This is a genomic window from Paraplanobispora takensis, from assembly GCF_016863195.1.
Lineage (GTDB): Bacteria > Actinomycetota > Actinomycetes > Streptosporangiales > Streptosporangiaceae > Planobispora > Planobispora takensis.
Window position 1 is genome coordinate 40678 of record NZ_BOOK01000001.1, and the last position, 14195, is coordinate 54872.

14 protein-coding genes and 1 pseudogene are annotated in these 14195 nt (G+C 69.1%); 11 read left to right on the top strand and 4 right to left on the bottom strand.

Annotated features, from left to right (window positions below; all coding sequences use genetic code 11):
* The first annotated feature begins 94 nt into the window (after positions 1-94).
* Entirely contained in the window at positions 95-676 is a 582-nt protein-coding gene (idi, locus tag Pta02_RS00195) for an isopentenyl-diphosphate Delta-isomerase (RefSeq protein ID WP_203872541.1), read from the top strand.
* Positions 677-770: 94 nt separating this feature from the next.
* Here idi and Pta02_RS00200 read toward each other — a convergent pair whose 3' ends face one another.
* A complete protein-coding gene (locus Pta02_RS00200; RefSeq protein WP_203872542.1) occupies positions 771-1850 on the bottom strand; it encodes an inositol-3-phosphate synthase in 1080 nt (359 codons plus the stop codon).
* A gap of 213 nt (positions 1851-2063) precedes the next feature.
* Positions 2064-2624: pseudogene (locus Pta02_RS00205) on the bottom strand (PadR family transcriptional regulator); the annotation flags it as partial.
* A gap of 1041 nt (positions 2625-3665) precedes the next feature.
* Between Pta02_RS00205 and Pta02_RS00210 the strand changes: the two are divergent.
* The 3 genes from Pta02_RS00210 to Pta02_RS00220 are packed head-to-tail and all read left to right on the top strand — an operon-like array spanning position 3666 to position 8369.
* Positions 3666-5882 carry a transglycosylase domain-containing protein gene (locus Pta02_RS00210; RefSeq protein ID WP_203872543.1) on the top strand — a complete coding sequence of 739 codons (2217 nt, stop codon included), beginning with the start codon at positions 3666-3668 and terminating at the stop codon, positions 5880-5882.
* Positions 5882-7198 (top strand): glycosyltransferase family 87 protein, encoded by a 1317-nt coding sequence (locus Pta02_RS00215; RefSeq protein ID WP_203872544.1) that lies wholly within the window; start codon positions 5882-5884, stop codon positions 7196-7198. The genes Pta02_RS00210 and Pta02_RS00215 overlap by 1 nt, the downstream gene beginning before the upstream one ends.
* A 19-nt stretch (positions 7199-7217) precedes the next feature.
* Positions 7218-8369: a mannosyltransferase family protein gene (locus tag Pta02_RS00220; RefSeq protein ID WP_203872545.1), complete on the top strand. Its 1152-nt coding sequence runs from the start codon at positions 7218-7220 to the stop codon at positions 8367-8369.
* 120 nt (positions 8370-8489) lie between these two features.
* Here Pta02_RS00220 and Pta02_RS00225 read toward each other — a convergent pair whose 3' ends face one another.
* Entirely contained in the window at positions 8490-9248 is a 759-nt protein-coding gene (locus Pta02_RS00225) for a deoxyribonuclease IV (protein ID WP_203872546.1), read from the bottom strand.
* 123 nt (positions 9249-9371) lie between these two features.
* Here Pta02_RS00225 and Pta02_RS00230 point away from each other — a divergent pair, with 123 nt between their 5' ends.
* Positions 9372-9551: a hypothetical protein gene (locus Pta02_RS00230; RefSeq protein ID WP_203872547.1), complete on the top strand. Its 180-nt coding sequence runs from the start codon at positions 9372-9374 to the stop codon at positions 9549-9551.
* A 69-nt stretch (positions 9552-9620) separates the two neighbouring features.
* Here Pta02_RS00230 and Pta02_RS00235 read toward each other — a convergent pair whose 3' ends face one another.
* Positions 9621-9932 carry a hypothetical protein gene (locus Pta02_RS00235; RefSeq protein WP_203872548.1) on the bottom strand — a complete coding sequence of 104 codons (312 nt, stop codon included), beginning with the start codon at positions 9930-9932 and terminating at the stop codon, positions 9621-9623.
* A gap of 216 nt (positions 9933-10148) precedes the next feature.
* On the opposite strand from Pta02_RS00235, the gene rpsF reads away from it, so the two are divergent.
* From rpsF to Pta02_RS00265, 6 genes are all read left to right on the top strand, one after another.
* Positions 10149-10439 carry a 30S ribosomal protein S6 gene (gene rpsF, locus Pta02_RS00240; protein ID WP_203872549.1) on the top strand — a complete coding sequence of 97 codons (291 nt, stop codon included), beginning with the start codon at positions 10149-10151 and terminating at the stop codon, positions 10437-10439.
* 77 nt (positions 10440-10516) lie between these two features.
* Positions 10517-11101 carry a single-stranded DNA-binding protein gene (locus Pta02_RS00245; RefSeq protein ID WP_203872550.1) on the top strand — a complete coding sequence of 195 codons (585 nt, stop codon included), beginning with the start codon at positions 10517-10519 and terminating at the stop codon, positions 11099-11101.
* Between the two features lie 104 nt (positions 11102-11205).
* Positions 11206-11442, top strand: coding sequence for a 30S ribosomal protein S18 (rpsR, locus tag Pta02_RS00250; protein ID WP_012895699.1), 237 nt, complete (start codon positions 11206-11208; stop codon positions 11440-11442).
* Positions 11443-11456: 14 nt separating this feature from the next.
* Complete coding sequence (gene rplI / locus Pta02_RS00255) at positions 11457-11903, top strand: 50S ribosomal protein L9 (protein WP_203872551.1); 447 nt, start codon at positions 11457-11459, stop codon at positions 11901-11903.
* Positions 11904-12130: 227 nt separating this feature from the next.
* Positions 12131-13009, top strand: a complete 879-nt coding sequence (locus Pta02_RS00260) for an ABC transporter substrate-binding protein (protein WP_203872552.1) — start codon at positions 12131-12133, stop codon at positions 13007-13009.
* A gap of 304 nt (positions 13010-13313) precedes the next feature.
* Positions 13314-14150, top strand: coding sequence for an amino acid ABC transporter permease (locus tag Pta02_RS00265; RefSeq protein WP_239129157.1), 837 nt, complete (start codon positions 13314-13316; stop codon positions 14148-14150).
* Positions 14151-14195 lie beyond the last annotated feature (45 nt).

The window sequence follows — 14195 nt, forward strand, 5'->3', positions numbered from 1 at the left end:
CAGGGATGTCGACGTCATGCGACATATCCACACCTTTCGCCATGTATCGCTGATCAGGTGTAATGACCCTGCATGATCACGTACCCTCGATCGAGTGACATCTGATGAACGCGTTGTGCTTGTCGACCCGACGGGAAACGCGATCGGTACGGCGCCCAAGGCCGAGGTGCACGGCCTCGACACCCCGTTGCACCTGGCCTTCTCCAGCTACGTGTTCGACGAGCACGGAAGGGTGCTGCTCACCAGGCGGGCCCTGCACAAGCTCACCTGGCCCGGCGTGTGGACCAACACCTGCTGCGGCCACCCCCTGCCCGGCGAGCCCCTCCCGGAGGCGGTGACCCGCCGCCTGTCCTACGAGCTGGGCCTGCAGGTCTCCCGGATCGACCTCCTGCTGCCCCGCTTCTCCTACCGGGCGGTCATGGACAACGGCATCGTCGAGCGGGAGCTCTGCCCGGTCTACCGGGCCGTCGTCTCGGGCGATGCCGCGCCCAACCCCGAAGAGGTCGACGACGTGCGCTGGATGCCGTGGAAGGAGTTCGCCGACGACGTGCTCTGCAACGACATGCCGATCTCCCCGTGGTGCCGCGAGCAGGTGCCCTACCTCGACAACCTGGGCCCCGACCCGCTCGTCTGGCCGGCCGCCGACCCCGGGGACCTCCCCGCCGCCGCCCGCTGACGGGCGGTCCCGATTCCGCGGGAGGGACCCGCGGAAACCGATGAGCCCCCCGCCCCGGAAGGGGACGGAGGGCTCGGTGCGGGAAGGGTGAGCCTCAGCGCTCGACCTCGCCGCGGATGAACTTCTCCACGTACTCGCGGGCCTCCTCGTCGGAGTACTGCTCCGGCGGGGACTTCATGAAGTAGGAGGAGGCCGACAGGATCGGGCCGGCGACGCCGCGGTCGAGGGCGATCTTGGCCGCGCGGACGGCGTCGATGATGATGCCGGCGGAGTTGGGGGAGTCCCACACCTCCAGCTTGTACTCCAGGTTCAGCGGGGTGTCGCCGAAGGAGCGGCCCTCCAGGCGGACGTAGGCCCACTTGCGGTCGTCCAGCCACGGCACGTGGTCCGACGGGCCGATGTGCACATCGGCCTTGCCCATCTCGTGCGGGATCTGCGAGGTGACCGACTGGGTCTTGGAGATCTTCTTGGACTGCAGGCGCTTGCGCTCCAGCATGTTCATGAAGTCCATGTTCCCGCCGAAGTTGAGCTGGTAGGTGCGCAGCAGCTCCACCCCGCGGTCCTCGAACAGCTTGGCCATCACGCGGTGGGTGATGGTCGCGCCGACCTGGGACTTGATGTCGTCACCGACGATCGGCACGCCGGCCTCGGTGAACTTCTCCGCCCACACCGGGTCGGAGGCGATGAACACCGGCAGCGCGTTGACGAAGGCGACCTTCGCGTCGATGGCGCACTGGGCGTAGAAGCGGTCGGCCTCCTCCGAGCCCACCGGCAGGTAGGAGACCAGCACGTCGACCTTGTTGTCCTTGAGGACCTGGACGACGTCGACCGGCGCCTCGTCGGACTCCTCGACCATCTCGCGGTAGTACTCGCCGAGACCGTCGAAGGTGTGGCCGCGCTGCACGGTGACGCCCAGCGGCGGCACGTCGCAGATCTTGATGGTGTTGTTCTCCGAGGCCACGATCGCCTCGGACAGGTCACGCCCGACCTTCTTGGCGTCCACGTCGAACGCCGCGACGAACTCGACGTCGCGGACGTGGTAGTCGCCGAACTCGACGTGCATCAGGCCCGGCACCCGGGTGCCGGGGTCGGCGTCCCTGTAGTAATGCACGCCCTGCACGAGCGACGAGGCACAGTTGCCCACACCGACAATGGCTACGCGCACCGAACCCATGGCACTCGCTCCCCTTGTTCTGATCGGTCAGTTGTCCTCCGGAGCAGTCGATCGCTCCGGAGCATCGGTACCGGACGCGGACGTCCGGGGTGTTTCTTCTCGCGCGGCCTGCTGCCCGCCGCTCTCTCCGGACCCTCGCCGCTCCGTGCTTCCGGTCGCGCTCGGGTCCTCCGTCGCTTCGCGGACGACTCGTCCCTCGTCGCCTGCTCCGCTCTCTCCGGACCCTCGCCGCTCCGTGGCGATCAGCTCGTTGAGCCAGCGCACCTCCCGCTCGACCGACTCCAGGCCGTGGCGCTGGAGTTCGAGCGTGTAGCTGTCCAGGCGTTCCCTGGTACGGGCGAGGGCGGTGCGGACGGCGTCGAGGCGTTCTTCCAGGCGGCTGCGGCGGCCTTCCAGGATGCGCAGGCGGACCTCGGCCTCCGTGTGCCGGAAGAAGGCGAAGTGGATGCCGAAGCTCTCGTCCTCCCAGGCGGAGGGACCCGCCTGGGTGAGGAGCTCCTGCAGCCGTTCCTTCCCTTCGGCGGTCAGCCTGTAGACGATCTTCGACCGGCGGCCGGTGAGGGGAGCGGCGCTCTCGGGAGCGGGCTCCTCCTCGGTGATCAAGCCGTCGGTCAGCAGCTGGCGCAGACAGGGATAGAGCGAGCCGTAGGAGAAGGCCCGGAACATTCCGAGGAGAGCATTGAGTCGTTTGCGCAGCTCATAGCCGTGTAACGGAGTCTCGTGCAGCGACCCGAGCACGGCCAGCTCCAGTACGCCACCACGTCCACCGGCCACTGGAACCACCACCTCTCGTGTCGATGTATCGAGCCGATACATCTGGAGGATACGTCGACTCAACATATCTCGGCAATCAGCGACTTTCCCAAGAGGTTGGGAGCAAACGCTAAAAAGCCGTAGTCTGGCGCGTATGTGGTCACATGGAGCGGTAGTGAGCTGTGGTTCACACGCGCTCAAGACCCTTGGCGAATACGGGGAATTCCACGTCTGCATGGGAGAGGTCTGCCAAGGTTGCTCCCAGAGCAACCTGACGGTCTCGCTCGTCCGTGGGAACGGAGATCCCCCAGAAGAGGTCGGCTACTAGTGAGCCAAGGCGCTGAGATCTCCCGGGATCGGAAGGTAATCTCACCCGCCTGCACGCCGTTGTAGACCCCGATGACCGAACGAGGACGCGTGAGTTACAGCAACAGCTATGACCCGGAGCCGAGCGGACGTCAGCAGCGTCCGGACGGATCGGCTCGCCAGGGGCGGCGCCGTCGCTCGAACCCAGGAGCCGCTCCCCGTACCGTCCCCTCCCCCGCGCCGGGCCAAACCGGCGATGTGGGCGGGAGCGTCCCGCCGCCCCAGGGGCGGCCGGTCCAGGGGTCCGATCCGCGTCACGGCGGCCCCGTCCCCCCGCAGGGCGGCCCGGCGGGCCCGGCTCATCCGCCCCGGCCGGGGCGGGTTCCGGCGCCCAGGCAGGGTACGGCCCCCGGCCGGCCCGATCAGCGGCGGCCCGACCACGGTCAGCAGGGTCCGGCGCAGCCCGGCCGGCAGCAGGGCCCGGGCGGCGCGCGCCGGCGGGACACCGACCCGAGCGGCCGCCGTCCCGAGGCCGCCTTCGAGAGCACCCAGGCCATGCTCGCCGCGGGTGCCGGAGACGGCCGTCCCCCGGGGTCCGGCGCAGGTGACGCCGGAGGCCGGGGCGGGCGCGGCCGGGGTGGCCGCGGCGGTGGCGGCGGAGGCGGGCGTGGCAACGGGGGCGACGGTCCCGAGAGTCCGGACCGCGAGTCCGGGCGACGGGGCTGGAGGCGCTTCGTCCCCAGCTGGAAGATCGTCATGGCGAGCTTCGTGGTCCTCGCCGCGGGCGTCTTCGGCATGGTCGCGGTGGCCTACGCCAACACTCCCGTCCCCGAGGACACGCAGGACACGGTGGACGACCGGGGAAGCATCATCTACTACGGCGACGGCAAGACCGTGCTCGCCCGGCTGGGCGTCAAGCGCACCCCGGTGACCATCGACAAGATCCCCAAGCACGTCCAGGACGCGGTGATCGCGGCGGAGAACCGCAGCTTCCGCGAGGACGGCGGCGTCGACTTCTCCGGCATGGCCCGGTCGGTGTGGAGCACCGTCAGCGGCGCCCAGGTGCAGGGCGCCTCGACCATCACCCAGCAGTACGTCCGCAACTACTACAAGGGCATCACCAAGGAGGTCTCGATCCAGCGGAAGATCAAGGAGATCTTCGTGGCGGTCAAGGTCAGCCGGACGCTGGACAAGGACGAGATCCTCACCCGCTACCTCAACACCATCTACTTCGGCCAGGGCGCCTACGGCATCCAGGCCGCGGCCAAGACCTTCTTCGGCAAGGACGTCTGGAAGCTGTCCGTCCCCGAGGCCGCCTACCTCGCCGGCCGCATCCAGAACCCGAGCAGGTTCGACGCCCTGGAGGGGGACAAGGACTTCGCGGCCACCAAGGAGCGCTACGGATACGTGCTCGGCGGCATGGCGCTGATCGACCCGGGCGCCTACGACAAGTACAAGGCCACCCCGTTCGAGAAGCTGAAGTTCACGGAGATCAAAGTCTCCGAGACCAACGAGGGCCTGCGGGGCTACATGCTCAACATCGTCTTCCGCGAGCTCAAGAAGTACGGCATCACCGAGGCGGCCCTGAAGACCGACGGGCTCCGGGTCGTCACCACCTTCGACAAGAAGATGATGGAGACGGCCAAGAAGGTGGTGAACGCCAGGACCGCGGGGCTGGACCCCACCATCCACGCCACGGTGGCCACGGTGGACCCCAAGAACGGCCGGGTGCTCGCCTTCTACAGCGGTGACGACTTCATCGAGGACTTCAACAACCGCGCCTTCGACGCCACCAAGCAGGCGGCGTCGGCGTTCAAGCCGTACGTCCTGGCGGCCTGGCTGGAGGCCGGTAACTCCCTGGAGAGCTACGTCGACGGCAAGAGCCCCATCAAGATGCCGGGCACCACGGAGATCAGGAACGCGGGCAACCAGAGCTTCGGCGCCATCAACATGGTCAAGGCCATGGCCAGCTCGGTGAACACCGCCTTCGTCCAGATGGGCGACGTCGTCGGTCTCGAGGAGGTGGCCAGGATCGCCAAGGAGGCCGGGGTCGGCGAGCAGGCCAAGGGCAACCCCAGCTACGGCGGCAAGAACGGCGTGGACTACGCCGTCGACGAGCAGAAGTACCAGGTCACCATCGGCAGCGCCTCGGTCACCGCGGTCGAGCAGGCCGCCGGTTACTCGATCTTCGCCAACGAGGGCAGGCACGTGCCCTGGCACACCGTCAAGGAAGTGAGGAAGGTCGGCGAGGGCGTGTTCATCGAGGAGCAGCGCCCGCAGAGGCAGGTCATCAGCCCCGAGTCCGCCGCCGACGCGACCTACGCCATGCAGGCCGTGGTCAAGAGCGGCACCGGTGGCGCGGCGAACCTGGGGTCGCGCCCGGTGGCCGGCAAGACCGGTACCAACAACGGCTACAAGGACGCCTGGTTCGTCGGCTACACCCCGCAGCTCGTCACCGCGGTCGGCATGTCCAAGGACGTGCCGTACACCATGGACGGCAAGCGCAAGCTGAAGGTGGACAAGTACGGCCTGCCGAACCGGAAGATCAAGAGCGTTCTCTGGAAGGAGGAGGAGATGCCCTCCTTCATCGGAGGAGGCGGCACCCCCACCCAGATCTGGCACGACTACATGGCCGCGGTGACCGCGAAGTACGAGATCGAGCAGTTCCCGCCGAAGGCCGGCGTCGGCAGCCCGAAGAACCTGGCCACCCCCAAGCCGACGCCCAAGCCCAAGCCCACCGACCCGTTCGGCAACGACGGCGGCGACTTCGACTGGCCGCCGGACGGCAACGGGAACGACAACGGCAACGGCAACGAGTGGGACACCCCCGAGGGCCGCGAGTGCGTGCCGTGGGACGGCTCGTGCGACGCGCAGGGCAACGACGTCGGCAACGGGCAGCAGGACGACGGCTTCGGCACCGCGCCGGGAGCGGCGGTCATGCCGAGCCCGACACCGAGTGGCCGCCGGCCCTGATGAAGAGCATCGACTCGGTCCGGGACTCGCTGCCCGGATTCGGCGCCCGCGCGATCCCCTACGTGCCCCTGGCCCTGTTCGCAGGGCTGGGGGCGGTCCTCGCCTACCTGTGGAAGTGGCCCTGCCGCTTCAACGCGGCCTGGAACGACGGCACGCTGCAGTTCACGAACTTCTGCTACACGGACATCTACCCGCTGTGGTGGAACGAGCGGCTCAACGAGGGCAAGGTTCCCTACTTCGACTATCCGGTCGAGTATCCCGTCGGCATCGGCGGGATCATGGAGTTCTTCCGGCGGATCATCCCGGGTGACCCGGGCAGCACGCAGGCCGGGACCACGTTCTACGACCTGACCGTCATCCTCATGGCGATCTGCCTGGTCGTCGGCGTGCTGATGATGGCCGCGCTGGCCGGTCCGGCCCGCCGCTGGGACGCGCTGTGGTACGCCCTGGCCCCGGCCCTGATCCTCACCGCCTACATCAACTGGGACCTGGCCGCCAACGCGCTCGCGCTGGGCGCGCTGCTGGCCTGGTCCAGGCGGCGGCAGTGGCTGGCCGGCGTGCTGCTGGGGCTGGCGATCGCCACGAAGTTCTATCCGCTGATGTTCCTCGGCCCGCTGTTCCTGCTGACCCTGCGGACGGGCCGCTGGAAGCCGTTCCTGCAGACCCTCGGCGGGGTGGTGGGCGCCTGGCTGGTCGTCAACCTCCCGATCATGGTCTTCGCCTTCGAGGGCTGGAAGCGGTTCTACGTCTTCAGCCAGGAGCGCCCGGCCGACTGGGGCTCGCTCTGGTACTTCTTCAACCAGAAGGGCTGGCCGCTGCTGGGCGACCCCGACCGGCTCGACACGCTGGGCGTGCTGTCGCTGGGCGCGTTCTGCCTGGCGATAGCCGTACTGACGCTGACGGTGAGAGAGCGGCCGCGCCTGGCGCAGCTGTGCTTCCTCACGCTGGCCGCCTTCATGCTGACCAACAAGGTCTGGTCGCCGCAGTACGTCCTGTGGCTGATCCCCTTCGCGGTGCTGGCCCGCCCCAACTGGAAGCCGATCGCGCTGTGGATGGTGGCCGAGTGCTGGTACTTCTTCGCGATCTGGCTCTATCTGGTGGGCCTGCAGGACGGCAAGGCGCACCTGGGCATCGCGGCCGACACGTACTTCACGGCGGTGTGGGGTCGTGCGATCACCATCCTGATCATGATGGCGTTCGTGGTCCGGGACATCCTGAGACCGGAGCACGACGTCATCAGGAAGGACGGGAGCGACGACGCGTCCGGCGGCGTCTTCGACGGCGCCCCGGACCGGTTCCGGATCGCGCTCGGCTGACCCCGGGTACGCGCACCGCATGACCGCCCCCGCCGTACCGCCACACGCGGCCGTACCCGGGCCCGAGCGGGAACGCACCGCCGCGGCCGGGGCGCTGGTGCTGTGGATGACGTCCCGGCTGGGGATCCTCGTCGCCGCCGTACTGGTGGGGATGAGGGCGACGGTACATGGAGAGAACGTTGATCCGTTCCTGGAACGCTGGACGCACTGGGACGCCGAGCTGCTCGGCGTCATCGCCGAGCACGGGTACGACGGCGTCCCGGGCGGCGACCCGGACCCGGGGCTGCCGGCGTTCTTCCCCGGCATGCCGCTGGTGCTGCGCGCGGTGAACCTGATCACGGGGGACTGGACGCTCGCCGGCCTGGTCGTCTCCTTCGTGGCGGGCGCGGTCGCGGTGGTCGCGCTGGCGAGGCTGGCCGAGTTCGAGGGGCCGCCCGGGGCCGGGTGGCGGGCGGTGCTGGCCCTGCTCCTGTGGCCGATGGCGGTGTTCCTGTTCGCCGGGTACAGCGAGTCGCTGTTCCTGGCCTTCGCCATCCCGGCCTGGCTGGCCGCCCGCAAGGGGAACTGGCCGCCGGCCGTGGCGCTGGCGGCAGGCGCCTCCTGCGTGCGCATCACCGGCCTGTTCCTGGCGCTCGCGCTGATCGTGGAGTTCGTCGCCCAGCACCGGCCGGTACGGCAGGCGCCCTGGCTGGCGCTGCCGTTCCTGCCGCTGCTGGCCTACTCGGCCTACCAGTACGGCAGGACGGGCGACTGGCTGGCGTGGAAGCACGCGCAGGAGGCCGGGTGGGGCCGGACGATGGTCTGGCCGTGGGAGTCGTTCGTCACGACGTGGAACTCGGCGATGGGCACGGGGCAGTACGCCTGGGCGTTCCGGCTGGAGATCGCCGGGGCGGTCGTCGGGGTGACGCTCGTGCTGGTCCTGCTCTATCTGCGGCGGTGGAGCGAGTTCGTCTACGTGGGGCTTCAGGTGGGGGCGCTGATCTGCTCGGCCTACTATCTGTCGATCCCGCGCTCGGCCCTGCTGTGGTGGCCGCTCTTCCTGCTCGTGGCCCGCCTGGGCACCCCGGGCCCGCGCTGGAGGACGGCCGTCGTCGCCGGGTACGCGATGGTCATGGGCCCGCTGATGGTGCTCAACATCGTGGTCTTCACCGAGGGCGCCTGGGTCGGCTGAGCCGGGTGCCGGACGGGCTGAGCTGGACGATTGGAGCGGCGGAGCTTCTTACCCCGTTCGGGACGGAAATAATCCAGGGAAGTTATCCACAGGCTGGGGATTGTCCACCGGCTCTGTGGATCACAGGCTTTTCCTGAGGAAGGCGATGTCGTCGGCCTGCCCGGCCGACGGGGTCTCCACCACGATCGGCGCCCCCGCCTTGCGGCACACCTCCAGGATGAGGGCGGTGTCGATCTGGCCCGAGCCGAGGTTCGCGTGCCGGTCGGCGCCGGAGTCGAACGCGTCGCGGGAGTCGTTGCAGTGGATCAGGTCGATCCGCCCGGTGATCGCCATGATCCGCTCGACCACGTCGGCCAGCTCCTCCCCGCCCGCGTGGGCGTGGCAGGTGTCCAGGCAGAAGCCCACGTCGAAGCCGTCGAGCGCGTCCCACAGCCGGGCGATGCGCTCCAGCTTCCTGGCCATCGCGTTGCCGCCGCCCGCGGTGTTCTCGATGAGCACCGGGACCTCGTGCTCCTCCATGCGCTCGAACACCTTGCGCCAGTTGTCGAAGCCCTTCTGGGGGTCGTCGCCGGCGTTGACGTGGCCGCCGTGGACGATCAGCCCCTTGGCGCCCAGCTCGGCCGCCGCGGCCAGGTGGGAACCCAGCAGCTTGCGGCTGGGGATGCGGATGCGGTTGTTGGCGGTGGCCACGTTGATCACATAGGGCGCGTGGACGTAGACCTCCACGTCGGAGTCCTTGACGTCCCGGGTCCGCTCGCCGATGACCGGGCCCTTCCATCCCTGGGGGTCGCCGAGGAAGAACTGCACCACTTCGGCGTCGCGCGCCCGGGCGTGGGCCAGCGGATCGTCCTGGTCGACATGGGCTCCGATGCGTGGCATGTGTCCGAGCGTAGCCGTTTTCGCGCCCGCGCCCGGGGCTGTTTCGCGGCCCCGTCTCAGGGCAGTCGCAGGACGCGCCCCACCGCCCGCCCCCGCGGGCCGTTCCCCCCAAGGAGTCGTTCAATGGCTTACTACCGCAGAGGGATCAGTCTGATCGGTCTCATCTACATTCTGGTCGGCCTTTACGTGGCCTGGGTGCATGACTACATCACCCCGGCACTCCTGAAGGACATCGCCGAGGCTCTTCTCGCGGTCCTGCTGTGGTTCCTGGTCCTGCTCGGTGTGGATCTGCACCTGGGCTGAGTGCCGTCGTCCGGCCCCCGCCGACCCCGGTCGGCCCCGCGGGCCGGTCCCGTGGTCCGTCGGCGTCTGCTACGGCATGAACCCGCCGTGGTAGACGCCGAAGGCCGCGCCCACGAACGAGGCCACGATGCCCACGACGTTGAGCGACCGCTCCGGCGTGGTCGCCGAGATGTACTGGGAGTAGAGGCCGCCGAAGAAGCCGATCGCCCCCGCCCACGACGCGATGATGTGCGCGGCGGGGGAGAGCCCGGCGACGAAGGCGACCAGTCCGAGGCCTAGCGTGGCGACGCTCAGGACGTTCTGCACGGTGTGCCGCTCGCCGTCGGTGTTCAGGGTGAATTTCGAGCCCGACGGGCCGGCGGGACGGATGACGTGCGACATGGATCACACCCCCTATTCCTCGATAGTGGGGTTCCCCCAGGACGTCCGCCCAACCCTTGACAGGCTGGTAGGCTGGCGTGGCTGCGTCGCATGGGCGTGTTATAACCCGCCCTCCACCCGAGCGCCGAAATGGGCGTCGGAGGTGAAGACGTCAGCGTCCTCCTGTCACGGCACGGTGTCGTGACCGCAACAGTCCAGAGGAGGTTGGAAGCCAGCATGCGTCGTTACGAAGTGATGGTCATCCTCGACCCTTCGCTCGATGAGCGCACGGTGGCCCCTTCCCTCGACCAGTTCCTCACGGTCGTCCGCAATGACGGCGGCACCGTGGAGAAGGTCGACGTGTGGGGTCGTCGCCGGCTGTCCTACGACATCGCCAAGAAGCCCGAGGGCATCTACGCCGTCATCGACCTGACCGCGGAGCCCGCCACGGTCAAGGAGCTCGACCGGCAGATGAACCTCAACGAGGGCATCCTGCGCACCAAGGTCCTGCGTCCGGACGCTCACTAAACACCCGGCATTTTGTCGGGCGTCAGCCGTACTCTGAGCCGAGAACCAGCGAAGGCCGCAGGAAGGGCAACGCAGCCATGGCAGCAGGCGACACCACGATCACCATCGTCGGCAACCTCGTCGACGATCCGGAGCTGCGCTTCACCCCCGCGGGTCAAGCGGTGGCCCGGTTCCGCATCGCATCCACTCCGAGGTTCCTGGACAAGCAGACCAACGAGTGGAAGGACGGCGAAGGCCTGTTCCTGACCTGCAACGTGTGGCGGCAGGCGGCGGAGAACGTCGCCGAGAGCCTGCAGCGCGGCATGCGGGTCATCGTTCAGGGACGGCTGCGCCAGCGGTCCTACGAGACCAAGGAAGGCGAGAAGCGCACGGTCTACGAGGTCGAGGTCGACGAGGTCGGCCCGTCCCTCCGCAACGCCACCGCCAAGGTCAACAAGACCGCCCGTCAGGGCGGTGGAGGCGGTGGCGGCTTCGGCGGCCCGGCCAACGACCCGTGGGCCTCCGCGAGCCCCGCCCCCCAGGGCGGCGGTTACAGCGGTGGCGGCGGTGGCGGTGGCGGTGGCTACGGCGGCTCGCAGCAGGGTGGCGGCTTCGGCGGCCCCCAGCAGGGCGGCGGTGGCGGCTTCGGCGGCGGCGACTTCAGCGACGAACCGCCTTTCTGATCGTCTGAGCGGTCCTGCGGGACCGCCCGGGATCGCACCCAATCCAGTCCAGTATCCGAGCGACCATTCCCGCCGTACGGCGGGGCTCTGAAAGGAGCACCACGATGGCCAAGCCGGCACTGCGCAAGCCTAAGAAGAAGGTTTGCCTGTTCTGCCACGACAAGATCTCCTACGTCGACTACAAGGACACCGCGCTGCTGCGGAAGTTCATCTCCGACCGCGGCAAGATCCGCGCGCGCCGGGTGACGGGCAACTGCACCCAGCACCAGCGTGATGTGGCGACCGCTATCAAGAACGCTCGTGAGATGGCGCTCCTGCCGTACATGAGCACCGCGCGCTGAGGAGGTCCGGACAGATGAAGCTCATTCTCACCAGTGAGGTCACCGGCCTCGGCACGCCCGGCGACATCGTCGAGGTCAAGAGCGGCTACGGCCGTAACTACCTGCTCCCCCGCGGGTTCGCGATCCTGTGGACGCGCGGCGGCGAGAAGCAGATCGCCTCGATCAAGAAGGCTCGCGACGCCCGCGAGATCCGCGACCTGGGCACCGCCCAGGAGGTCGCCGGTCAGCTCAAGTCCCTGAAGGTGGTCCTGAAGACGAAGGCCGGCGAGTCCGGCCGCCTCTTCGGCTCCATCACCACGGGCGACGTCGCCGAGGCCGTCAAGGCCGCCGGCGGCCCGCAGCTGGACCGCCGTCGCATCGAGATCGCCTCCGCGATCAAGAGCCTCGGCTCCCACCGGGTCACCGTGAAGCTGCACCCGGAGGTCTCCGCCGCCCTCGACATCGAGGTCGTCGCGGCCTGACCGCCGACACGGCGAGGGTCCCTTCCCGGTTCCGGGAGGGACCCTCGTTGCTTTTTTCCGGGTCGTGCCCGCCCTCTCTCGGCTCGTGCCCGGCGCTTTTCGCGGAGTGTGCCCGGCCCCGCCGGGGTCCCGGCACGGCCGGGGAGCGGGCAGCGGATGGCCATATCCCTAAACTTGACCGTAAATCCATAGAATTCAGGAGCACGTGCTCTTCCTGGAGGTCTGTCATGGCTCGTCACTCATTGCTGCTCGCGCTCGGCGCCCTCGCCACGGCCGCGGTCGCCTGCGCGCCGGCGTCGGAGCCGGCGACCCAGGCGAGCCCCTCCGCCCCGGCGGGCTCCTCGGCCCCCGCCGCCTGCGCCAAGGACACGCTGGCGCTGAAGACCGCGGGCAGGCTGACCGTCGGCACGGACAAGCCCGCCTACGAGCCCTGGTTCAAGAACGACGACCCCGCCAACGGTGAGGGCTTCGAGAGCGCCGTGGCCTACGCCGTCGCCACCGAGCTGGGCTTCACCAAGGACGAGGTCGTCTGGGAGAGCGTGAAGTTCGACACCGCGTTCGCCCCGGGTGCCAAGAAGTTCGACTTCGACGTCAACCAGGTCTCCATCACCGACGACCGGGCCAAGGTCGTCGACTTCAGCCAGGGCTACTACACGGTCAAGCAGGCCGTCGTCGCGGTCGAGGGCTCGGCGTTCGCCTCGGCGAAGGATCTGGCCTCGCTGAAGGAGGCCAGGATCGGCGTCCAGGTCGGCACCACCAGCCTGGCCGCGGTCAAGGAGGTCATCCAGCCGTCCGCCGAGCCCAAGGTCTACACCGAGCAGGTCGACGCGGTGAACGCGCTGAAGAACAAGCAGGTGGACGCCATCGTGGTGGACCTGCCGACCGCCTTCTACGTCACCGCGGCGCAGGTGGAGAACTCCACGATCGTCGGCCAGTTCAACGCCACCGGCGGCACGCCGGAGGAGTTCGGCATGGTCTTCGAGAAGGGCAGCCCGCTGGTCTCCTGCGTCGACGAGGCCCTCGGCAAGCTGAAGTCCTCCGGGAAGCTCGCCGAGATCGAGAGCCAGTGGCTCGGTTCGGCCGCCGGTGCGCCGGAGCTGAAGTGACCCACCACGGCCTCACCCCCCGGCATGCCGGGACCGGAGTGACCTGCCCCGGTGTCACTCCCCGGCGCGCCGGGGGCGAAGCGCCCCACCTCGGTGCCACCCGCCGGTCCCCGGCCGGGTGCGCAGACCGGCCTCGGGCATGGGGCGGGCGCGGATGACCGAGCCGTCGCCCGGACCACCGGCCGCCGGGCCGGAGAGCAGACAGGCGACTGAGTCCTCCGAGACGGAGGGCACGCGGACGACTGAGTCCTCCGAGACGGAGGGCACGCGGACGACCGGGTCCTCCGGGGTGGGGAAGGCGCCGGTGACCTGGGTCAAGAGCGAGCGTCAGCTCCGGCGTGAGCGGTCGCGGCGGATCCGGGCCGTGCGGTCGGGCACGATCGCCACGGTCTCCACGATCGTCTTCCTCGGCGTGGTGGCCGCGGTGGTCACCCGTTCGCCGGGCTGGCCCCGGGTCCGCGAGACCTTCTTCAGCGCCGAGGCCTTCGCCCGCTCGTGGCCCGACGTGGTCGACGGGTTCTGGACGAACGTGAAGATCTTCCTGATCGCCGAGCCACTCATCCTGATCGTGGGCCTGCTCGTCGCCCTCACCCGCAACCTCCGCGCGCCGGTCTTCTTCCCGCTGAGGGCCCTGGCGGTGGCCTACACCGACGTGTTCCGCGGGGTGCCCACGCTCCTGGTGATCCTGCTGGTCGGCTTCGGCGTCCCCGCGCTCAACCTGCAGGGCACGCCGAAGGACGAGATCACGCTGGGCGTCATCGCCCTCACCCTCGCCTACGGCGCCTACGTCGCCGAGGTGTTCCGCGCGGGCATCGACTCGGTGCACCCCAGCCAGTGGGCCGCGGCCCGCTCCCTCGGGCTGAGCCACGGCAGGACCATGCGCTATGTGGTGCTGCCGCAGGCCTGGCGCCGGGTCGTCCCGCCGCTGCTCAACGACTTCGTCTCGTTGCAGAAGGACACCGCGCTGGTCTCGACGATCGGGGTGATCGAGTCGCTGCGCCAGGCGCAGATCTACGCGGCGAGCAAGTTCAACTACACGCCCTATCTGGTGTCGGCGCTGCTGTTCGTCGCGCTCACCATCCCGATGGCCCGCTTCACCGACTATCTGGCGGCCCGCTCCCAGAGGCGGCGCGGCCAGTGAGCGAGGGCGGCCCGTCGAGCGAGGGCGACCGTACGGAGAAGCCGG

Excerpts from the sequence above, each read along its gene's own strand:
- Pta02_RS00200 (WP_203872542.1), bottom strand. The coding sequence starts at position 1,850 with ATGGGTTCGGTGCGCGTAGCCATTGTCGGTGTGGGCAACTGTGCCTCG.
- Pta02_RS00210 (WP_203872543.1), top strand. The coding sequence starts at position 3,666 with ATGGCGAGCTTCGTGGTCCTCGCCGCGGGCGTCTTCGGCATGGTCGCG.
- Pta02_RS00215 (WP_203872544.1), top strand. The coding sequence starts at position 5,882 with ATGAAGAGCATCGACTCGGTCCGGGACTCGCTGCCCGGATTCGGCGCC.
- Pta02_RS00220 (WP_203872545.1), top strand. The coding sequence starts at position 7,218 with ATGACCGCCCCCGCCGTACCGCCACACGCGGCCGTACCCGGGCCCGAG.
- Pta02_RS00225 (WP_203872546.1), bottom strand. The coding sequence starts at position 9,248 with ATGCCACGCATCGGAGCCCATGTCGACCAGGACGATCCGCTGGCCCAC.
- Pta02_RS00230 (WP_203872547.1), top strand. The coding sequence starts at position 9,372 with ATGGCTTACTACCGCAGAGGGATCAGTCTGATCGGTCTCATCTACATT.
- Pta02_RS00235 (WP_203872548.1), bottom strand. The coding sequence starts at position 9,932 with ATGTCGCACGTCATCCGTCCCGCCGGCCCGTCGGGCTCGAAATTCACC.
- rpsF (WP_203872549.1), top strand. The coding sequence starts at position 10,149 with ATGCGTCGTTACGAAGTGATGGTCATCCTCGACCCTTCGCTCGATGAG.
- Pta02_RS00245 (WP_203872550.1), top strand. The coding sequence starts at position 10,517 with ATGGCAGCAGGCGACACCACGATCACCATCGTCGGCAACCTCGTCGAC.
- rpsR (WP_012895699.1), top strand. The coding sequence starts at position 11,206 with ATGGCCAAGCCGGCACTGCGCAAGCCTAAGAAGAAGGTTTGCCTGTTC.
- rplI (WP_203872551.1), top strand. The coding sequence starts at position 11,457 with ATGAAGCTCATTCTCACCAGTGAGGTCACCGGCCTCGGCACGCCCGGC.
- Pta02_RS00260 (WP_203872552.1), top strand. The coding sequence starts at position 12,131 with ATGGCTCGTCACTCATTGCTGCTCGCGCTCGGCGCCCTCGCCACGGCC.